The 20522-nt window shown below is 67.4% G+C and carries 12 protein-coding genes and 2 pseudogenes; 9 read left to right on the top strand and 5 right to left on the bottom strand.

Going from position 1 to position 20522, the window contains the following annotated elements; genetic code table 11:
- The first annotated feature begins 145 nt into the window (after positions 1–145).
- On the top strand, positions 146–859 hold the full coding sequence (locus tag ACFY8U_RS05405; RefSeq protein WP_389565861.1) for an alpha/beta fold hydrolase: 714 nt from the start codon (positions 146–148) through the stop codon (positions 857–859).
- 159 nt (positions 860–1018) lie between these two features.
- On the opposite strand, the pseudogene ACFY8U_RS05400 reads toward ACFY8U_RS05405, so the two are convergent.
- Positions 1019–1249, bottom strand: a pseudogene (locus ACFY8U_RS05400) (DNA-binding protein); the annotation flags it as partial.
- A 225-nt stretch (positions 1250–1474) separates the two neighbouring features.
- Positions 1475–1660, bottom strand: a pseudogene (locus tag ACFY8U_RS05395) (CorA family divalent cation transporter); the annotation flags it as partial.
- A 480-nt stretch (positions 1661–2140) separates the two neighbouring features.
- Between ACFY8U_RS05395 and ACFY8U_RS05390 the strand changes: the two are divergent.
- Together ACFY8U_RS05390 and ACFY8U_RS05385 are read left to right on the top strand one after the other, a co-directional pair.
- On the top strand, positions 2141–8509 hold the full coding sequence (locus ACFY8U_RS05390) for an AAA family ATPase (protein ID WP_389565859.1): 6369 nt from the start codon (positions 2141–2143) through the stop codon (positions 8507–8509).
- 81 nt (positions 8510–8590) lie between these two features.
- Positions 8591–10651: a Shedu anti-phage system protein SduA domain-containing protein gene (locus ACFY8U_RS05385; protein WP_389565856.1), complete on the top strand. Its 2061-nt coding sequence runs from the start codon at positions 8591–8593 to the stop codon at positions 10649–10651.
- Positions 10652–10811: 160 nt separating this feature from the next.
- Here ACFY8U_RS05385 and ACFY8U_RS05380 read toward each other — a convergent pair whose 3' ends face one another.
- Both ACFY8U_RS05380 and vsr read right to left on the bottom strand, forming a co-directional pair.
- Positions 10812–12422, bottom strand: coding sequence for an AAA family ATPase (locus ACFY8U_RS05380; protein ID WP_389565854.1), 1611 nt, complete (start codon positions 12420–12422; stop codon positions 10812–10814).
- Between the two features lie 766 nt (positions 12423–13188).
- On the bottom strand, positions 13189–13716 hold the full coding sequence (gene vsr / locus ACFY8U_RS05375; RefSeq protein WP_389565852.1) for a DNA mismatch endonuclease Vsr: 528 nt from the start codon (positions 13714–13716) through the stop codon (positions 13189–13191).
- A 202-nt stretch (positions 13717–13918) separates the two neighbouring features.
- Here vsr and ACFY8U_RS05370 point away from each other — a divergent pair, with 202 nt between their 5' ends.
- The 6 genes from ACFY8U_RS05370 to ACFY8U_RS05345 all read left to right on the top strand — a co-directional run bounded on the left by ACFY8U_RS05370 (position 13919) and on the right by ACFY8U_RS05345 (position 19309).
- Positions 13919–14047, top strand: a complete 129-nt coding sequence (locus tag ACFY8U_RS05370) for a hypothetical protein (RefSeq protein ID WP_389565849.1) — start codon at positions 13919–13921, stop codon at positions 14045–14047.
- 63 nt (positions 14048–14110) lie between these two features.
- Positions 14111–14752 (top strand): Crp/Fnr family transcriptional regulator, encoded by a 642-nt coding sequence (locus tag ACFY8U_RS05365; RefSeq protein ID WP_389565846.1) that lies wholly within the window; start codon positions 14111–14113, stop codon positions 14750–14752.
- 129 nt (positions 14753–14881) lie between these two features.
- A complete protein-coding gene (locus ACFY8U_RS05360; RefSeq protein WP_389565844.1) occupies positions 14882–15781 on the top strand; it encodes a hypothetical protein in 900 nt (299 codons plus the stop codon).
- Between the two features lie 134 nt (positions 15782–15915).
- Positions 15916–17850: a hypothetical protein gene (locus tag ACFY8U_RS05355; RefSeq protein ID WP_389565842.1), complete on the top strand. Its 1935-nt coding sequence runs from the start codon at positions 15916–15918 to the stop codon at positions 17848–17850.
- A complete protein-coding gene (locus ACFY8U_RS05350; RefSeq protein WP_389565840.1) occupies positions 17847–18770 on the top strand; it encodes a hypothetical protein in 924 nt (307 codons plus the stop codon). Before ACFY8U_RS05355 ends, ACFY8U_RS05350 begins: the two co-directional genes overlap by 4 nt.
- Positions 18770–19309, top strand: coding sequence for a Pycsar system effector family protein (locus ACFY8U_RS05345; RefSeq protein ID WP_389566187.1), 540 nt, complete (start codon positions 18770–18772; stop codon positions 19307–19309). Before ACFY8U_RS05350 ends, ACFY8U_RS05345 begins: the two co-directional genes overlap by 1 nt.
- A 125-nt stretch (positions 19310–19434) precedes the next feature.
- On the opposite strand, the gene ACFY8U_RS05340 is transcribed toward ACFY8U_RS05345, so the two are convergent.
- Positions 19435–20466 (bottom strand): serine hydrolase domain-containing protein, encoded by a 1032-nt coding sequence (locus ACFY8U_RS05340; RefSeq protein WP_389565839.1) that lies wholly within the window; start codon positions 20464–20466, stop codon positions 19435–19437.
- Positions 20467–20522 lie beyond the last annotated feature (56 nt).

Genomic DNA, 20522 nt, shown 5'->3' with positions numbered 1-20522 from the left:
GCGGATGCGCGCACGTACAAGAGGTGCTACTTCCACGGCTCTACCGTGAGCAACAGTCGCACGGACCTCTTGCCGGGTTCCGGGCCGCCCTCAGACCGTCGTGACGACGCCCCCCACGTGGCCCGACACCGAGAAGAGAACTCGCATGACCAACCCCACCGTCGTCCTCGTGCACGGCGCCTTCGCCGACGCGACAGGCTGGATAGGAGTCATCTCGGAACTGCGCAGCAGCGGTATCCCGGTGATCGCTCCGTCGAACCCGCTGCGGGGGCTGACGTCGGACGCCGCCTACCTCACCTCCGTCCTCGCGCAGGTTGACGGCCCGGCCGTACTCGTCGGCCACGCCTACGGCGGTGCGCTGATCACCGTGGCCGGCACCGCGGAGAACGTCGTCGCGCTGGTCTACGTCGCGGCCTACGTGCCCCGCGAGGGCGAGAGCCTGGGCCGGCTCCAGGCGAGCTTTCCCGAATCCCCCGTGACGGGCAACCTGAAGGAGTGGACGTACCCGCTCCTCGACGGTGACTCGGCGGTCGAGGTCACCATCGAGGAGTCGGCCTTTCCCTCCGTCTTCGCGGCGGACGTGCCCGAGAACGTCGCCGGCGTCCTGGCAAAATCCCAACGCCCGCTCGCCACGGCCGCCTTCACCGAGACCGCGTCCGCGGCGGCGTGGCGGACCAAACCGTCATGGGCCCTGGTGGCCGGGGCGGACCGCACGATCAGCCCCGAGGTCCAGCGCTTCGGCGCCGCACGGGCCGGCGCCGTCGTCGTCGAACTTCCGGACGCCTCCCACGCCGTCGTCCTCTCCGAGCCCACACGGGTCGCCGACCTGATCAGGGACGCGGTACGGGCGGCGAGCTGACCGACCGACCTCCGCGACGACAGGGGCGGGACCGGGCCGGTCGGGGTGCCACCCCTCGCTCGGGCCGGGCTCGGACCGGAAGGCCTGCCCACCTGGCCGCGCGAGCGCAAGTAGCGGTAGCGGTGCCGGCGCTGGCGTAACGGATCGAAGGGGCGCGACGGCGGCGGACTGGGCGACGGCCTGGGTGACCGGTTCGACCCGCAGCCGGGACAGCGTCCGCCTCAAGGCGGCGTCGTCGATCCGGGGGTGGATCACCTCGACGAGCACCGCGGCCGAGGTGATCGCCGGTATGTCGGCGTCACGGGCGGCGGTGAGCCACTCGTGGACCTCACGGTCGCGCTGCACGGCCTTGGCCAGGCCCTCGCTGTCCAGGACGAGCGCGCCGCTCACGCGGCTGCTCCGGCATCGGAGGACGTACCGCCGGTGAGCTTGGCCCTCTTGGCGGCCACAGCCTCGGGATCGGCGGGGCCGTTGACTTCGTCGAGTCGGCGATCAACTCGTCGAGGTCGTCCCGCTGTTAGCCGCTCCGCTTCTCCCCAGACCCCGAAATGGACGGTTTGTGGAGGGGGTGCAGAAGCAAACCATGCGCGCGGCATGAGCGGGATCGATCGCTTCCTAGAGCCAGTCCCGCCGCTTGAAAATCACGTACAAACCGGTGCAGACAACCGCCATCAAGCCGATCGCGAACGGATATCCGCCCGTCCAGTGCAGCTCCGGCATGGTGTCGAAGTTCATGCCGTAGATGGTTCCGACGAGTGTGGGTGCAAAGAGAATGGCGGCCCAGGCGGAGATCTTCTTGAAGACGTCACCCTCACACCGCTGACCTGCGGAAATCGACTGTGGAGGCCGTCTGACCTGCGACGATCCGCCTTTCCAGTCCTTTCGCCGTGCTGCTCGTTGATGCGGCCGATTCTCCCCAGCCGCTCCCCAAAGAGGCTTCATTCTCCCCAGATTCTCCCCAGCGGGGGTGGTCCTCGAAGGGTTAGTGCCGCTTGTCGGGACCCCGTGATTCGCACGTCAAGGCAGGCTACGCGGCGTAGTGAATGCGAGGCAGGAGCGGGGCGGCCGCTTGGCGGTGCATGAGGTTGGGTGTGGCGGCCCTTCATGACGGGGTGTCTCTCGGCCTTGGTGTCGACCAGCGGTGGCGGCAGTGGTTCCTTGGGGCAGAGCATGCCCACGCTTCGCTGGACTCCTGACTTCCTGCCCCGACTGCAGAGGTCGCCTCGTAACTTTCGGAACTTCTCCCTCCGGTAGGGTCCGACCGGAGATAATGCTCACGACATGGGTGACCTGACTGCCGCGCATCGCGGGTACGAGTACCAGGATCTGCTAGAGGCCTGTCGCGTGGTGGATCTGCCACTGGGCGGGATCGTCGCCGTGCACGTCGACGAGAAACTGGTGCCGGACGACCGCTTCGACGACCTCACAGTCATCGGAGCGGACGGATGCCGTGAGCGAACCCAGTTCAAGCACTCAGACAACGACGATCACCCCCTCGCTTACAGCACGTTCACGTCAGACAGCCGTGGACTGCAGCTGGATCGTCTCGTGGCGGCAGCCGTCGCCGATCGTGACGGGCCGGGGGCCTCCGCGCGTACGGTCCGGCTGCGCATCGTGATGCGAGACGCACTCCCGGACGATGCCGTACTGCGCAACGTTATGGTGCCCGCACGTGCGTCCGACGCGCCGTTTCTGGCGGGCATGAACACGACGCTCATGCGGTTCGATGCCAAGGCACTCTGGCAGGGGGTCGAGCTGCCGGCACAGGGTAGGCGTAAGGCCGGAAACGTCTTCGGGTTCCTGACTGAAGGTGACACGGCCGTGTCCAGGGAGGACCTGGAGTGGCTCTGCGAGCACCTGGTGGTGGAGCTTGCCGCGCCGCCCATGACGATGGACCTCCAGCGGCCGGGGGCGGCCGAGCAGCTCCTTCTCCAACGGGTGCGCCGCGAACTCGGCGCGGGGATCCACCCCAACGAGGGGCGCTCGGCCGTCGACGTGGCGGAGGCGCTGATCCGCACGGTACGGGCAGCTCGTCAGCGAGGCATCGAAGTCACGTCACAGGAGCTACTACGCCGGGCCCAGCTGCGTCAGGACTTTGGCGCCGTCCGTCGTGCGCATCCCGTCGACCGGACCTTGGAAGTGGCGCGGCCCGATGCGGTCGGTGCCCTGGTGGAGGCTTCCGGGACCGCCGCAGCCGATGGGGGCGTTCTGTTGGTGACCGGCCCGCCGGGGCAGGGAAAGTCCTGGGCGTGCCAGCAACTGGTTGAACAGCTCACCCGTGACGGATGGCTGGTCGCCGAACACTACTGCTACCTGGGCGACGCCGACGGTGACCAGCTGACTCGGGTGATGACCGAGGCGGTTTTCGGCAGCCTGCTCGGCCGGCTGGCCGAGGCGGATCCGGGACTTGTCCACGAACAGCGCCCGCGGTTCGCCGCCGACGAGGAGGCGCTGACCAACGCGGTGACGGCCGCCCTACGCAAGGATCCCGCCCGGAGGGTGGCCCTAATCGTGGACGGGCTGGACCACGTCACCCGTGTACGCGGCGGGAGGACCAGAAGAACGGACCCATCCCTGGCGCTCGCCGAGGTACTCAGCTCGCTGCCGCTTCCGACTGGCAGCGTGCTCATCGTCCTCAGCCAGCCCGGGACCCATCTCGCCCCCTTCAGGCAGGCAGGTGCAGCCACCCTAGCCGTACCGCCGCTCGCGCCGGAAGATTTCCGCAGCATGGCCGAGCGGCTCGGGCTCATCCCGAGGGCGGGAAGCAGCACCGAGGCACTCCTGACCGATGCCCGGGACGTCACGGACTTCCTCCACGCGATACAGGAACGCTCGGGCGGGAACGCCCTGTACACGACGTACCTCTGTCGTGAGGTCGCTCTCCGCCCTGAGGTTGTCACGAACGCCGCGGCGACCATCCGGGCACTCCCTCCGTACCGCGATTCACTAGAGGACTACTACGCGCACCTTTACGAGACCCTCGGCGCCGAAGCGGATGTCGTCGCGGACATCATTGCCCTTCTCGGCATGCCGGTCACCCGAGACGAGCTTGGGCAGATCATTCCGGACCGGGACCACCGGATCGACGGTGCGCTGAAGGTCCTGGCTCCGGTGCTCTCTGAGCGGACCGGGCACGGCGAAGTCCGCGTTTACCACGAGTCGTTTGCCCGCTACCTGCGCCTGGGGTACGAGGACCATCACGGCGCCCTGGAGTCAACGCTGGACCTGATCGCCACATGGCTGTCCGGGAAGGGACTGTTCGAGGACCCGAGAGCCTTCCGCCGACTCCTGCGCATCCTCGCCGAGGCTGGGCGAGACACAGAGGTGCTCGGCCACATTGGCCGGGACTTCGTTGCCCGTGCCGTCTCGGCCGCGTTCCCGGCCTCGGCGATCAGGGACAACCTGGCCACGGGGTTGCGCTGCGCCGCCAGATCGAGCGACTGGCCGCTCGTGGTGCGCTGCGTCGAGCTCGCCCGGGCAGCGGATACATACGAGGGCGAGCGCTACGACTCAGTGCTGGTGGACTTCGTCGACGTACCGATTGCCCTGATCGGGGCCCAGAGCATGGCGGACCGGCTCCTCCACGATGGCCGGACGGTCATGCCTGCCCGGGCGGGCCTGCAGATGTGCGCGGCTCTCGATGCGGCGGGTGCTGTAGCACCCTGGCGCGCGTATATGACGGCACTCGAGCACGAGGACGAGTCCGACAACACCTCATACGGCGAAGACTCCGACCGGGCCGTCAGTCTGGCCTGGCTGCGCGGCCGACTGCGACTGTCCGCGGCGTGCCGGGAAACAGAGGAGGGGTCGGGGCAGGACGGACTCGGCGCGCCAGTGTCCCCGGACGCTGTTGCCCAGTGGCTCGATGAGCACAGTGACCAGGCAGCGGCCGATGTCGTCATGAAGGTGCTGCTCGACACCGAGGGAGCCGATGCCGTCACTGGCCTGGTACCGCGACTCGCAGCGGGGGGCCCGATGTGTCTCGCATTCGCCGAGCAGATCGCTACCGGTGCGGTCCCCGGACAGCCGGGCAGCGCAGCACAGTGGGCCCGGAAGGCCGCCAGTCTGGGGCATCTGCCCGGAACGGCGCACCGGCTGTTGGCGCTGGGGGCCTCTGCGGACGACATTGCCAGAGACTTGGCGGGAGCCGGGTCCCCAGCCCGGCGCGACATGCTGCTCTCCCTTACCCGCGACGTACAGCAGGAGCGCGTCCGTTGGAGTCCTGAAGCAGTTGCCCAGTGGCTCGATGCGCTGGCGGTTGGGGCGGGGGCCGATCCCGTGGTGCTGGGCGCAGCGGAGGCGCTCATCCAAGGGCCCGGCTGGTACCCCTGCTGGCTGCGGTTCGCGATCGCCCTAGTACGCGCCGAATCCGCGGCGGCAGGCCTCCGGTCCGGTCTGGCGGTGGAAGCCTTGAGGCTCCTGACAGAGGACCTCCGGCCGTTCGCAGGCAATCCGCGTGCCTGTGACCTCTACGCGATCCACCCGCTTGTCGAGGGGACTGTACGCCGGGCAGCCATGCTCGTGTCCGACGAGGACTGGTCGCAGGCATGGGACACGCTCACCGACGTCAGCCGGGGAATCAGCACCACCCTGCGCGGTGAACTCGGCGGGCCGATGCCCACCGACGTACTGCTCTCGATCGCCGTCGAGCACGCGACGCCCGCACGCCGGGCGAGTGTGGACGAGGCCATCCGGAGCGAGTTCGAGCACCAGGCCGGCGGACGCTACTACAGCGACCTGGCCGGGTACCTCCTCATCCACGCGCGCCTCGCCCTTGCCGTGGGCGATCCCGCAGGGGCGGAGGCACGCTGGCTGGAGGCCTGCCGCTTCCTAGCGGCCTACGGTTGGCACAAGGACATCACCATCTACGAGGTCCTGGACCCCCTGCCCGCCCTGGTCGCCGCCGACCCGGCCCGTGGCAGGGCACGGGTGGCGCAGTTGCAGTCGTTGTGTGAACGCCTGGTCCTCCACACTGACGGGAAGGAGACCCGCGCTGCGCGGCCGCGGTGGTGGAGTGTACTGGCCGGGGCAGATCCTCGGGCTCTCGCCAAGCTCGCCGCCACCGGGCTCCTCAGCGACTGTAACGGCCCGAACGACCTCCTCCACGGCGCGCGCGAGGACCTCTGGCACAGATGGAGGGACGATGCCGATCCGGTTGTTGCAACGGCGCTTCGCCTCACGCTGGACAGCCCGCTCTTGGAAGGGGACGCGGGGGTGCTGGAGCGGCTCGTGCGGACGGCCGGCCCTTCGATGCCTGATGGGGTGTCTGAGCTGCTCCGCTGTGCACTGAGCCGGGCGGACGAGCGACAGGTGCGCTACGACTCCTCCAACGGTGACGAGATGAAGGCGTTGGACGAGCGACGGGTCGCGGCGCTGAACAACGCGGCCGAATCTGCCGGTGCCCCGAGCATCGAGTCCCTTCCCGACCTGCCGGTCGCAAGGGACTCCGGGCGCTGGAGCGGTCCGCCGAGGCCAACGCGGCCACCCAGGGCCAGAGACTTGCTGGCCGGTTTGGTCGTTTCACCCGTACCCAGTGGTCCTGTCGGTCTGATCCGGGCACTGAGGGAATGGCGTCTGCGGCCTTACGGCGCCGGTACACCACAGCAGGACCTCGACTGTATGACGAACCTCGTCGGTTACCGGCTGCTCGGCCTCGCCAGCGAAGGACGTGTCGATGAGGCCGCACAAGTCCTGCGGGCCATCGCTGGGCCGTTCGACTTCCGCGACGGCCCCCTTCTCCTGCGCCAGATCGCGGAGGGACTCGAACGGCATGGCCAGGACGGCCTGGCCGCCGAAGCATACGCACTGACCTGGGTGCGGACACGCGGGCAGGGCGGGTGGCTGAACTTCGGCGGGGAGACGTCCCTCGACGCCCTGAGCAGAGCCGCGCAGATCGATCCGGCCCTCACCTTCCGTATCGTCGCAGAAGAGGCGGAAGCCATCGTGGGCACCGGCCGGTACGGTACCCACGGTGTCACGCAGGCGCTGATCCTCGCATTCATCCGCCAAGCCGTCAGCTTGCCCGAGCACAGCTCCCTTGATCTGGGGTTCGCGCTGTGGGACGAAGCGGCGGCGGTGATCGAGGGCAGGGCACCCCGGGTCCACGACAGCGACGACCCTGATCACCTTTACCACGCTCCTAGCCGGGACACTGGCGCAGCTGTACGCGGGAATTTGGATTGCGCCTTCGCGACCGCAGCGCTGGCGGGGCTGGCCCATGCGGGACGCGAGGCCAAGCGGAGGTCGCTGATCGCCGCGCGGGCTCTTGTCTCTCTGCGTCCGCAGACAGCGGCACCCGCTGTCGCCCTGGTGCTGGAGCATGCGTCCGATCCGGCGACCCTGACCTGGCTGCTGTGCCTGCTCGAGGAGCAGGGGGCGGCCAGCCGGCCCGTCGTGGAGCACTGCCAGGAAGCGCTCGAAGCGCTGGCCCGAGGACCTCTGCTCACCGTCAGGGCTCTTGCGCGACGACTGCTCATTGACGCGGGGGACATCCCCATCGGGCCTTCGAATCCGGATTCGTTGAAGTATCCGAGCGGCCTGTGGACATCCTCCGGAGTGGAAGACGGCCGGGACGATCAGACCCTGGAAGGGCTCGTAGGAGAACTGGCCGGCGCGCGGCTGTACGAAGCCGAGCAGTTGCAGCCGGGGCTGGCCCGGGCGGTCCTGGCCGACGCCCGCCGCAGGCTTGGAAGCGAGCGCACGAAGGGCAGGTGCACGGCCCAGCTCCGTGCCTACCGGGGCGCCGACGAACAACTGCTGCCAGACGCCTACCTGGCCACCGAGGAGGCAGTCGAAGAGGCGGTCCAGAGGACGGCGGCAGGCAGCCGCGCTCACCGTCTCTCAGCCGGTCTGGGAGTGTCCGACCCGCGCGCTTGGGAGGACCGACTGGCCACCGCGCTGACGGACAGTCCGTCTGTCTCCCTGACCTTTGAGGCAGCGCGCTGGCCACGCCCCAGCCTTCGGATGCCGCCCGGCCCGGACGATCCAGTCGGCTCGGCGGCCGAAGCATGTGCGGAGACCGTTTCCGTACGGCCTTTGGCGGAAGCGGAGGTCCTGAGCGGCCAGCCGCTGACCGGCTGGTACATCCTCGGTTCCGTGGAGAGGCGTAGGTTCCTGTCGCCGCACAGTCGGACGATCGGCTTGGTCAGCCTGAGGTTCTCGGGCCCGGAGGTATTGGGCCGCGGGAGCCAGGGGCACCTGGGCGTTCCTCCGTTCTCGGACGGTGACCTTGAGGAATGGGCCGAGGGGCCGGAACAGCCTCTTCCGGGATTTCCACAAGGCGGCCTTCCGCTGCTTGGCGTCGACCGCGACATGCTCGCGGCGGGGGACGCCGCTCACGGTCTGGGACTGCCCGACCTCACGCTGACACCTGGCTGGTGGCTCCGTGCCGCGCTGAGCCTGCGGCCCGGGGTTCCCCTGACCCTGGAGGACGACGGCGGACCGGCTCTCCGGCTCATCTGCTGGCGCACCGAGTATGAAAGGAGTTCTTACCAGCTGGCCTGGCCACGGACGACCGGCTGTGCCGTCGTGATTCGCCCCGATCTGCTCGAAGTCCTGTCCGAACGGGCGCCTGCACCCGTCGTCATTCGGGACTTCGTCATGCGCCTGAGGTACGGGGGAGAGGAGAAGAGTCGCGGGAGCTCTGCATAACGCCGGCACCCATTGAAGTCATGAGGTTCAAGAGTCTCCAACAGCCCCCGTGGTGGACCGAAGAACGTCCATCCTGGGTGCATGACTCAGTCCGAACCCTTCCCTACGCCGCGTAGTAAGCCGAGGATCACGTCGGTGACGCGACGCGGCATCTTTGACTATCTGCATGGCGAGGGCGGCCCCTGGTGGGGACGGCTCGACGAGATCGACTTCCTGGAGAGCCTGTACGACCTGGATAGCTTGCTGTCGACAGACTCCAGGTTCACGACGGCGCGTGACGACATCGTCCAGCACCGAGTCAACAATCCGTTGGACTGGCTCGACGACTGGATCTTCGAAGATCCTCGCTTCCAACTCCTGGACGGTCCCGACGAGGTGCTTCTCGCCTTCCTGGCGCGGCTCGTCCATCCAGAAGCACAGCCCGATGTCGACCACTCGTCCCAACGTGCCGAGAGGCTGAACCACCTCCTTGGACCCGACGGCTGGGCCCTCCGAGCCTTCGAGTTCCTCTCGGGCCGGCCCGTTTACACGCCGGTCCCCACGCAGGCCACCGGCCCGCTGGTCTCGCTTCCCCTTGATGACGACGACACCGGCAAACTCGACCTCGTTCTCGGGCAGACGTACAGCCTCCTCGATCGTGACGGAGAGGAAGCCGCCCGAGACCTGCTCCGCCCGGCAGTTCTGACGCTGCGCCGTGACGGTGGCTTCTACCACCCTATGCCTGGTGATGGTTGGACGGCCGATACGTACGAAGCTGTCCTCATGGTGGATTCCGTGCTTCTGCCTGCGTTCGCCAAACCGGTCACTGACGCGATCTGGCAGCGGCTGCAAGCCGTGCTCACGCGCCTCCGCCGCGCAGATGTCCAGTCCCTCGTGGTCGAGGGCGACATAGGGCCGCTCCCAGCCATCCCGCAGGACTGGAGCAGCCGTACGGCCCAGCCCGATCCCCAGGTCGTTCGTGGCTTCCGCATCAGCTTCCCGTCGACAGAATTCGATGTCACACGCCAGGACTTCGCCGACCTTGAAGTCCGAGGCGACGGATTCTCCTACTTCTACGACACCCACACGGGGCGGATGGTCACTGACTTCCTCCTCGACGACCGGCCGCTGGTGGCAACACTCTGCAACGTCACCCTCATCAACAAGGACGGTGTCCTCTCGCCGAGGATCAAACTGTGGAAGAAGGACAAGGCCAAGGCCGCGAGGGCAGCGGTCATGGAGGTCATACCCGGCACCGAGACCACTCAGATCGTCAAGGCGCTCGTAGACACCAGCGATGTCCACGAGAACTTTTGGAAGGTCATCTGCTTCGTACAGAACTGTGTGGGGTTGGAGAACATCCCGGGAGGCAGACGACGGCTGGCAGTCGGCGACGAGGCCGAGTTGGCCCGCCTGCTCGCTGACCAGGACCGCAGGACGCTCCTCGAAGCCGTCAGGACCGCCATCGGTGGCACCCTCACTGATGAGGACATTCGCCGAATCAGTAACCGCAAGTCGCAACTCCAGCGGTTCAAGAATCTGCTGGCTGACCCCGAGTTCTTCGAGCAGGAGCGCGGCCAGCTGGCAGGGCCGGAGGCGGTCTGGCAGAGCTTCTTCGAGGAGAACCCATGGATCTTCGGGTATGGCCTCAACCTCGTCGCCTGCGAACCCCTCGACGACGGCAAACTGGAGCGCATCACGACTGGCGCCAACATCTTCACTGGGGCGGGAAAGCGTAGTGACGCCGTCATGCGTTCCAAGGGCTTCATCAGTAGCCTGCTGCTCTGCGAGATCAAGACCCACATGACCCCCTTGCTGGCCAGTGCGCCGTACCGGCCTCCGGACGTCTACCAGGTCTCCAAGGAGGTCGTTGGTGCCGTGGCGCAGGTGCAGAAAACTGCCCACAAGGCTCTACGACTGGTCACAGGCCAACTACACAGGCTCTACCAGGACGACGGTGCCCCGACCGACATTGAAATCTCCACCGCCCGCCCCCGACAGGTGTTGGTGATCGGAACCCTCAGCGAGTTCACCGAGCGCGGTGCGGCGAACCCGGAGAAGATCACCTCCTTCGAGCAGTACAGGCGGTCGATTCAGGACGTCGAAGTCATCACCTTCGACGAACTCTACGAACGGGCGTGCTTCATCGTGGAGGACCGCTGAACACCCCTGACCGTACCAAGGTGGGACGTTGGTCGGCCCCTGCCCTCGGGGCCCCGCAGCCGCGGTGTGCCCCGCTGGAGCCGTATGACCCCGTGGAAGGCCGTGCGATCCAGAAGCTGCGGTTCAGCCGAGGTGGAGCCGAGCAGGCGAAGCCACGGCATCACCCCGGCACGGCCACAGCCACTAGCTTGCCGTCGCCGAGATGTAGCCAGCCCCGGCCCGGGGCGATGGGCCGGCCGATGACGGAGTCGCCGACCCTGACGCCTATCACATCGCCGGTGCTCCGTTCCTGCGGGGACAACAGAAGGCCACGATGGGCTTTCACCGTTTCTCCGAGCCAGCCGAGGCGGAGATGGCGTGTGTCTTCGCGGAGGGCCGCGACCAGGGCCGTACCCTCCTGAAATCCGTGCTGCACCAGGCTCTCGAGTAGACGCCTCGCTTCGCACTCGGCGAGGACGTCCGCGTCGTCGATCAGCACGACGACCGGTTCATCGGGGGACGCCGACGCCAGAACCTCCTCCAGATCTTCGCTCCCGAGTTCGTCGCTCACCCAGCAAGCCAATACGTCGCTTCGGTCAGCCAGTTCTCGCATTGGGGATGCTTTGGGTGCAGCCAGCGCGACGCGGGTGCCAGCGGCGAGCAGCGAGAGTGCGATGTTCATCAGCGCAGTCGATCGTCCAGATCCCGGCGGTCCTGTCACGACGAAAGCCGGCGCAGTTCCGGTCGCCAGGTCAGGGCCGCAGACTCGTTGCTCTTCCCCCGCGACGCCCGCGAGCACCCATGTCCGCGGGGTCGCCGACTCTCGCATTGACCACGCCTCTTCGAAGCTGATCCGTGTCGGCAGAGCATCGAAGCGACGCTGCGCCTCCAGTGCTTCATGGGCAGCGTCCCAAAGGCCGAGCAGGAGGACGTGGTCTTCAAGCGTCAAGCGTGCTACGTGAGAGAAGGCCACGATCGCGTCACGACGTGGTAGTTCCTTGTGTGTATACCAACGGATCCATTCGTCAGACGAGACAGCAGTCCGATTCCCCAACTCGGTGAACGACAGGCCGAGCTTCATCCTGCGTTCGTTGAGAAGGCGGTGCAGCATGACAAGCTCGTGTCGTGCCGGAGAAGGATCAACCTCGAACTCCCTGCTCCTGACTCCGTAGAATGTTGCGTTCGCCGGCCGGCGCTCGGACACTGCGTCAGCCATCCTGACGAACCCCTCACTGCGACGCACGATGCCGAGGAAGACCCGCAACGCATCCTTGTCATCCCATAGGGCCTGCGCCGCGTTGATGATCAACCCCTTCAGGGACTCCTCCGCGTAGTTGACGCGTGCAGCCGCTTCGTCGACGTCAGGAGGCGTCTCCTCATCGGCTGATGTGCCTTGCTGATGCGCTTCTTCGGCCTCTTGTGCAGGTGCATCCACAGGATCGGTGGGGATTCTCGCTTCGTCGCTGACGCCCGAAGCGGCGGCTTCGGTCGGTGGCTGCACGGATGCTTGCGCGACCGTCTCGTCGTACGCCTGCTTCCATAGCCCCTTGAACCGTTTGACTTCGCCGTCGGGGTCGTCGCGACCCGCGTCCTCAGACAGGACGGCGACGATGAGCTCCAGACGGCCAAGCTTGGGGAGGTCCGGCCTCTGGAAGGTGTCCAGCACCGCCTGGTGGTTCACGATCCAATAGTCCTGCGCGTCCTTCCCGATCCGGTCGCGGATGCTTCGTGCAGACGGGAGCCCAGCGTCCAGTCGTAGATCGTGCAGGCCGTCGTTGAGCCTCTTGAGCACGGGGCGCCCGTGTAGGTCCGGCTTCCTCCAAGACGGGACACCCGCCATGCGATTCCCCCTTGTCGGCCTGTGTCAGATCCTGTCAATCAGACGGGCCGACAGGTATGCACGAGATCTGCGATTCTCGGCCGAGATCATGTCGGGCGGCGGGGAATTTTGGCCGAAGCTGTCAGGTGGCGTCTCAGGTCGTCAAGGTCTTCGGTGAGGGACACACGCTGGATGCACATCCCCGTTCTCTCCCGTACGGAAGGCGAATGTCCATGGAACCCGCAAGTGTGCGTGTTGCTGTCCTTCTGCTGGTCGGTGTGATCGTCACAGTCCTGGCTCTGTACGCACCAGAGGCTGGTGCCGCTGTCGTGGGAGCCGCCACGGTTGTGGCCCTCCTCGCCGAGCTCACAGCCCGCAAGTGATTCCGGGCCGTTCGAGCGGATCGCCCAGGAGTCCTGGTTCCATGATGCGCCCGGAGACGGCCATGGTGAGCCTCTGGGTCGCCCGGCCCGATCGCTTCTGTCCCCCGCCGATACGGATTGCGCGGGGATGGCCGTGGTAAGCCAGTAGCGTTGTCACTCTGGCGAAGGCGTCTTCAACGCTCCGTGTTCCTAGATGCGGAGCGATGAACAGCCCGATAGGGAGAGGCGGGCATCAGTCTCCTCGCAGTAGCCGTCCCGGCACTCAGGAAGATGGGCAGCTCCACCGTTCTCGTGGTCCTCCGCAGGTGGGCTGCTGCTGGAGGCGTGTGAGGGGATTCGCCAAGGTGCGGACGGTGTCACGTCCACCGGTCAGCCGCGGACGACCGGTGGCCAGCTGCTGGGCGATTCTCATCCTTCCTGATGCAGGACGGGTACTTCGTGTTCTTTTCGATCTGCAGCCGCAGGGCCAGGGGATGGTCACGAGCGGCGAGGGTTGCCGTTACTTTGCCAACAGCACCATCTACGCTTTCGTGCTCCCAGATGCGCAGCGGCAGCCAGCCCAGGAGTAAGAGATGTGCGTCGGTCTCCTCGTCCCGGAGAACGTTGCCCTGAAGTTTCTGGCTCCACCACTCGGAGTTGTGGTTCGGCGCGTGTAGGTGTTTTTGGCACGCGTGCCAAAAACAGCCTTGGACGAACACTGCGGTCCGCCACCTAGTGAAGGTGACGTCGGCACGGCGCCGCGGCATCCCAGGGATGGGCAGGTTCACGCGGTATCGGAAGCCCAATGCGTGCAGGGCACGCCGCAAGGCGAGCTCCGGCGCCGTGTCTCGGCTGCGCTGGGCCACCATCACCTTCCGCGCATTGGCGTCTCGCGGTGCCGGCACGCCAATGCGCCTCTCTTGGATCCCCACCTCCAGACAACTGCTGAGCGATCGATTCGGTCACTAGTCGTGGTCCGGCGCCGTAGGTGGTCCGTCATGAACAGACTCACCTGGCCGCCCCGATGGCGGTGCGGTGCATGGTTTGATCTGGAGAGCTTTGGCACGCGGCCCGAGATCCCCCATCGAGAAGCACGGCGGGTCACCGATGGGCTACGACGAGCCGTTGTCGGCCTTTACCAAGAGCAGGCACCGGCCCCTGCGTTCGAGCGGCGAGCTGAGCTGGACCTTCACGATTGCTTTCGGCCAACGTCACTTGATCGTCGATGCCGCCTGACACATCGGCGTAGAACTCGTGGGTCCGATGTGCACCGGTGTGGGCGTGACGGGAAGGCGACACGTGCTGTCCGATGAAGTCTGGCGTGACCTGCGCAGTCAAGGCGTGACCAGGATGTTTCCGGAGCGCAGCGTGATGCTGCGGCAAGGTTCGCCCGGGACACACCTCCTGGCCCTCACCTCCGGGTTAGCCAAAGTGGTGTGCCGAGAGCCCAACGGTGCCAAGACCTGGCTCGCGTTCCGAGGGCCGGGGGACCTCCTTGGCGAGGTCTCGGTCTTCAATGGAACTTCACGCACGGCAGACGTTGTCGCCTTAACGCCCTGTGTTGCGGTCGTCCTGGACGCCGAGCGCTTCGTGCGGTTTGTCGAGGAACGCGGACTGGTCATCCATCTGATGCGCCAGGCACTCGCCAGGATGCGTGAGTCAGACCTCCACCGAGGTGAACTGCAGACCATGCCCCTGGTCGTGCGACTGGCGCGCACGCTGCTGAGGCTGGCCGTGCTCACTGATCAGATGCCCGGGAGCAGCCCCGTCCGGCTAACGGGACTGAACCAGGAAGAGGTCGCGCAGGCGATCGGTGTCACACGCAATGCGGTCATCAGCGGGTTGGGGCAGCTGCGGGCCGTCGGGCTGGTCGAAACGGCGCGGCGGGTGATCGTCATCAGGGACGTGGAAGCCCTGAAGCGCTGGGCGGCGGCCGACTGAGGACGGCAGCCTGTGACCCGGGACACATCCTGTGCGCCCAGCACTGTGCACTCGGTGGAGCGGCGCGGATGGAACCTCGAAGCAGCCCGACTACGGCTGCTTACCGGACCATCCGTGAGGAGATCCCGCATGTCTGTACCCATGCCTGTCCCGTACGCCGAAAGCCGACCGCTCCCGCCCTACCGCGCCCTGTTCGCCGTTGACGCGAAGGACTTCACCGGCCTGCCGGCCGCTCAACACGGCCCGGTCAGCCAGCTCATTCCCCAGCTGGTGGACCAGGCCCTGGAGCGGGCCGGCCTGCACCAGCTGCGCGATGCCCAGCGCTTTCCCGCCAATACGGGGGACGGCGTCGTCTTCGGGTTCGATCCGGTGCACCTGCCCTTCGTGCTCTGGCCGTTCCTGGGCGTTCTGGACGACGTGCTCGGTTCGTACAACCGGCAGGCCGTCGGTCCGCGGATCAGGCTCCGGGCCAGCATCCACGTCGGCCCGCTGCCCGACGGGGGCGAGCCCGGGGACGGCAACGGTACGGCCCGCAACGACATGCACCGGCTCCTGGACTCGCGTCCGGTCAAGGCGATCCTCGCCGCGGCAAGCGAGGAGGTGACTCACCTCGCCGCAATCGTCTCGGAACGGGTCTACGAAGACGTCGTGCTGGGCGCCTACACGGGGCTCCACCCCGACCGGTGTGTCGAAGTGTCCGCCACCGTCGAAGGCAAGAACTTCTCGCAGCGGGCCTGGCTGTACGTTCCTTCGCCCTCCGGGAACCTCGTGCGGGCGGGCATCCAGCCGCGTGAGGAAACTATAGGCGCGGTGCCGACTGCGCCCGCCGTGGCACCGGACAAGGGTTCCGGAACGGAGTACCGCGGGAACTCCCAGCACGTCGGGGAAGGAGCCGCAGTGATGGGCAACGTCGGTCGTGACTTCACCTATACCGCGCCCGCGACCACGTACCGCGGTACCAACCAGCACTGGGGCAGCGGAGACAACGTTGCGGGTGACAAGCGGACCGGTGACGGGGACCACCGGTGAACGCCGGACCTGGACCGGCCGCCGAGCCGGACGACCAACCGGACGCCGATCAGTCCGATCCGTCTGGACCGGGGACCGGGCAACAGGGCTCCCTCCGTGAGGGCCACCAACGGGTGGACAGCGGAGTTGCGTTGATGGGGAACGTGGGAGGCGACTTCAACTTCCTGCACATCGCCGCGTCGAACGACGAAGCCATCGAGGGAATCCTCAAACCGCGCCTGCGCGAGGGGCCTTATCCGGCGGAGGAGGTGCGCGACCGGCTGCACGGATTCGTCGAACCGCCGTCGTACGTACGCTGCCGGAAGGCGCTGGACAGCCGGATCGTGCTGCTCAGGGCGAGGGCCGGAACGGGCGCCGGCACGGCGGCGTTCGCCCTTCTTGCTGAAAGGCACGGCGAGGACGGTGTCACGGGCCTGGATGCGATGGCGGATCTGTCGGCATGGCGGCCGAAGGCCAGCCGCGGGTACCTCCTACAGGGGTTGCCGGCGGCTTCGGCCTGGGCGCTCGACGAAGTGCGGCTGACGGGCCTGGCCGAGGCTTTGCACGGCGCCGGGGCTCACCTGGTCGTCACCATGGCGCAGGATGCCCGGTTGCCGCCAGACGCCAGCCGGTGGGAAGAAGCACATGCCGCACCCGGACCGCACGAGGTCGCAGAGAGGCGACTACGGCTGGTGGCTGCCAAAGGGGGGCTCGATAGCCCGCAACTCGACGCCGCACTGGAGCACCTGGCCTCCCCCGAGTCCACTGACTACCTCTCGACCCATCCACTGCCCGGTGACGCCGTCGACCTGGCGGAGGGGTTGCGGCAGGCCGCGAAGACGTCGGCACCGATCGGGTCCGTGCTCGAGGAACTCCTGACCGGCACCGAGGCCGCCGCCCGGTCCGCGCTCGCTCAGGCTCGGCACAGTGCCGACAAGGTCTCCTTGATGGCGGCCGTCGCTCTGCTCCCGGGACAGGACCGCACGGTGATCGAGCAGTTCGCCACCGCGATGCGGCCATTGCTCGGTGCACGTGCTGCCCAGACGGGGCAGAGCCAGGCCCCGGACGATCAGTTGCCGGATATCCTCGGCCCCTCGTTCGAAGACCGGCTCGAAGCCATCGGTGCACGCCCGGAGACACCACGCAGTTCTCCCGCGGACCGGTTTCGATACCCGGTGCAGCCGATCGTCTTCTCGGGCAGGCACCGCTCGGCGACACTTCTTCGCCACCTTTGGCTGGACTTCGAAGGCATGCCGGCGGCGCTGTGGGGAGCTCTGGAGCAGCTGAACTATCAGCCGGGCCTCGATCTGGCAGCTGGAAAGGCGATCGGCCGGGTGCTCGCGCATGCCACCGGCCCCGGCGTGCTGACTCAGCTGGACCGATTCGCCTCCTCGGAGGACCGCTGGCGCCGACGGCTGGTCGCGGTGGCGTTGGGAGAGCTCGTCCAGTACCCCTTGGTTTCCGGTGTGGTCAAGGAGCAGATGCGTCGGTGGAGCAGCCGGTCATCCGTAGTTCTCCGCTGCACGGTCGCCGAGACCTGCGGGGGCAGCTACGGTCTCGCCCGGCCGGCCGCGGCACTCAAACTCCTGGACAACGTCCTCGGTGGCTCCTCTCCCGAGTTGGACGCGAAACTGCGTTCCGCCGTCTCCTTCGCGCTGGGCGCCCTCCTCACCGAGCAGGCGAACCACATCGAGGTCCTGGCGGCGGTGACGAGGTGGCTGGGAGACGGCCAGGGAACACCACGTCACACGCTGGCGGTGCACGTGATCCACTCCATGTCCCTCTCGACGTTCCCTCAGCCGGGTACACCGGGTGCGGTCCGGATGAGCCTGGCCCGCATTCTGGAGTGCCACCCGGCTCAGGGTTTTGCCCTCGTCGTGCTGGGTCTTGACGACCCGGCCACGTACGAAGCGGTGGCCCAAGGGCTTGGGCGGGTCGAAGCCGACCCCGACATGTTCCAGAGGACCGCCTTCGACCTCGTGGTAAGCGAGCTCTCCCGTACCGCTCGCCATCGTCGGGGAGTCATCCGCTTCTTACTGGGGCGCCACCGAGATCACACGAACACATCGCGAAGGAGGAGTGCGTCATGAGCAGGCCACTGTTTACGTCGGTCAGGTCTTCACCAGTTCGGCTGCTGCTGCGGCAACGGTTCGGATCGTCTTCGGACCGCGCGCTCGTCTTCCTCTCGGATCAGGAAGCGGACCGCCTCGAGCCGCCCCGGGGCGGAGACATCTGGGGATACCCCCGACCGTCGATCGGGGCGGCCTTCCGAAGGGAGTTCGACTCGATCGGGTGGGTCTCGCTGGCAGAACGCCGGACCGTGGTGGAGGTGACACGCCGGGGTCCTGCGACATCAACGCCTTCGCGAGCGCGCTACGAAGTCGCCTGGAACGTCAGCAATCCGGTGGTCGCGGCACGCAGCGGTCTGACGGAGGACGCCGCGCGTCGGCTGATCGACCAGGCCATCCGTGGAAGTGCCGGACTGCCGGGTGCTTCTGATCCCTTTCGACAGCCGCCGACCCTGTACGGGACCGCTCAGGTCGAGCCCCCCGGTCAGCCGCGGAACATCGACGGGGCGGGCCTGACCTACTGGTTCCTGGACCCTCCAGCCGGCCTCCTACCGGCTTCGAACCATCCTGCCGAGCTCCTCCTTCCGCCGGGCTTCGGCGAGGCCCATCGCGAGGCGTACCGCTTCTACCGCGAGGTGGTGGCTGGTGGGCCGGTCGGCCTGGCGGCGCTCTGGCTGCTCCACCATCCCGACCAGGCCAGAGAGGTGCTCGACTGGACGGTCGCGCACGACAAGCTGCTCACCGAGCGGGACGGATGGGAGCGGACGCTGGCCGCAACGCTCCAGGGACTGACGAAGGAGGACCGGGGCTTCGTCGGGGTGAACCTGGCGCGCCTCCTCAGCGAAGTCGGCGTACCCCAGGGCGATGAGGTCTTGCGCAGGATCGGTGACGCGGGTGTACCGCACAGCGGCATAAACGGCTTCCACGGAGGGGCGCCGTGATGTGGGCTCTAGCGTCTCGCCTCGCCCAATTGAGAACCCGGCCTGAACGCCCTGCTTCGGGCGCGGACCACGTGGTCGTTCTGTCGCGAGAACTCATCGCGCAGAACTATTTGGAGATCGGCCGGGCTGACGGCAAGGCAGCCATTCTTCTGGCTACTGGGGGAACACTCTTCGGGCTCCTTCTCGTACGGCGTCCCCTCGATGTCTTGTGGGCCGTCCCTTTGTGGTGGACGGCAGCGGCCACCACGACCGGGGCGTTGGTCTTCCTGCTCCTGGCTCTCGCCCCGCGGCGTGGGGCGAGAGCCAGCGAGAGGCACGGCCTCCTCGCATACTACGAAGACGTGGTGCGTGCAGAGACGCGCGCCGACTTGTCGGCTGGGCTCAGGCGGGACGGCTCAGATCCACAGCCCCGGCTACTCCGTGCGCTGAGGGAGACCAGCAGGATCGCCAGAGCCAAGAACCGCTGCGTGCGGTACGCCATTGTCATGTTGCTACCGGCGATCACCGCGGCCTTCCTGGCCGTTGCGCTCGGTCGCTGACCAGCCTCGAGTGGGAGGTTCGGTGCTGCTGTACCTGGACCCGCAAGGCATTGCTCGGCTACGTCGTTCGGCATCGTCGTGATTATGTTGCGGGGCACCGTAGCGCGGCGCGCCAAGGGACTTGGCTAGGCGAACAGAGTGGCTCTGAACCTGTTCCGGATCTCGGTCAATGGTCCGCGGTCGCGGGTGAAGTAGACCTTGTTGGTGAGCAGGACAGCCCAGCTGCTCCGGGCTGGGCTGATCCACATGCCGGTGCCAGTGAAGCCGTAGTGGACCCAGATGTCCTCAGCGGGGTCGGTGCCGGGGGTGGGGTGCCAGAAGAGGCCGCGGGCTGGGGTGAGGCCGCCTGTTTGGATGCGGAGGGACTCCTTGATCCAGCTGGGTCCGAAGGCGGCCGGAGTGGGCTTGAGCATGTGGCGGAGGAAGCGGGTGAGGTCGTCGAGGGCCGAGAAGGTGCCGGCGATGCCGCAGACGCCGTCGAGGAGGCGGGCGGAGAAGTCGTGGGCGGTGCCCTTGAGGTGGGTGCCGGTGGTCTCGTCGTACTCGGTGGGGGCGCAGCGGACTGCCTCGGCATCGGGGAGCGGGCCGAAGCGGGTTTGGGTCATGCCCAGGGGGTGCCAGATGCAGTCGGTGGCGAGCTGGTCCAGGGGCTGGCCAGAGAGGTGCTCGGCGAGGTAGCCGAGGACGAGGGCGGCTCGGTCGGTGTATTCGACGGCTTCGCCTGGCGGGCGGTGGAGGGCCTCGTGGAGGACGCCGTCGCGGATGTCCTGGGGGTCGGTGCCGTAGAGGTTCTTCAGGTTGGCGCGCAGCGGCAGGCCGGCGGTGTGCGTGAGCAGGTGGTGGGCCGTGGCCCGGGCTAGGGGGTGGCCTGCGACTTCGTCCCAGAAGGTGCCCAGCGGGGTGTGGAGCTGGAGCTTTCCCTCTTCGACCAGGGTGCCGATCGTGGACCAGACGGCGAGGACCTTGGTGAGGCTGGCCACGTCGAAGACGGTGTCCAGCCGCATCGGCTCGTCCGGGTGGTCGGGGTCGAGGAGGCCGACGGCTCCGCTGGCCTCGATGCCGTCGGCGTTCCCGACCGCCCACACCGCGCCGGGGTAGACCTCGTCGCGGACACCGGTCTGGAGGAGGTCTTCGATCCGGTCGGTGGTGTGGGTCATGGTCTCCCGATCGTCGTGGGCCCGCGGGTGGTCCGTTGGACAGGTTAGTGACGCGG

The sequence above is a fragment of the Streptomyces sp. NPDC012508 genome (assembly GCF_042902595.1).
In the GTDB taxonomy this organism is placed as follows: domain Bacteria; phylum Actinomycetota; class Actinomycetes; order Streptomycetales; family Streptomycetaceae; genus Streptomyces.
Note: the sequence above shows the minus strand (reverse complement) of the source record. Positions and strands in the feature narration are given on the sequence as shown.

Bases quoted from the DNA above. Each gene is read 5' to 3' on its own strand.
- ACFY8U_RS05405 (WP_389565861.1), top strand. From the start codon at position 146: ATGACCAACCCCACCGTCGTCCTCGTGCACGGCGCCTTCGCCGACGCG.
- ACFY8U_RS05390 (WP_389565859.1), top strand. From the start codon at position 2,141: ATGGGTGACCTGACTGCCGCGCATCGCGGGTACGAGTACCAGGATCTG.
- ACFY8U_RS05385 (WP_389565856.1), top strand. From the start codon at position 8,591: ATGACTCAGTCCGAACCCTTCCCTACGCCGCGTAGTAAGCCGAGGATC.
- ACFY8U_RS05370 (WP_389565849.1), top strand. From the start codon at position 13,919: ATGGGCTACGACGAGCCGTTGTCGGCCTTTACCAAGAGCAGGCACCGG.
- ACFY8U_RS05360 (WP_389565844.1), top strand. From the start codon at position 14,882: ATGTCTGTACCCATGCCTGTCCCGTACGCCGAAAGCCGACCGCTCCCG.
- ACFY8U_RS05355 (WP_389565842.1), top strand. From the start codon at position 15,916: ATGGGGAACGTGGGAGGCGACTTCAACTTCCTGCACATCGCCGCGTCG.
- ACFY8U_RS05350 (WP_389565840.1), top strand. From the start codon at position 17,847: ATGAGCAGGCCACTGTTTACGTCGGTCAGGTCTTCACCAGTTCGGCTG.
- ACFY8U_RS05345 (WP_389566187.1), top strand. From the start codon at position 18,770: ATGTGGGCTCTAGCGTCTCGCCTCGCCCAATTGAGAACCCGGCCTGAA.
- ACFY8U_RS05340 (WP_389565839.1), bottom strand. From the start codon at position 20,466: ATGACCCACACCACCGACCGGATCGAAGACCTCCTCCAGACCGGTGTC.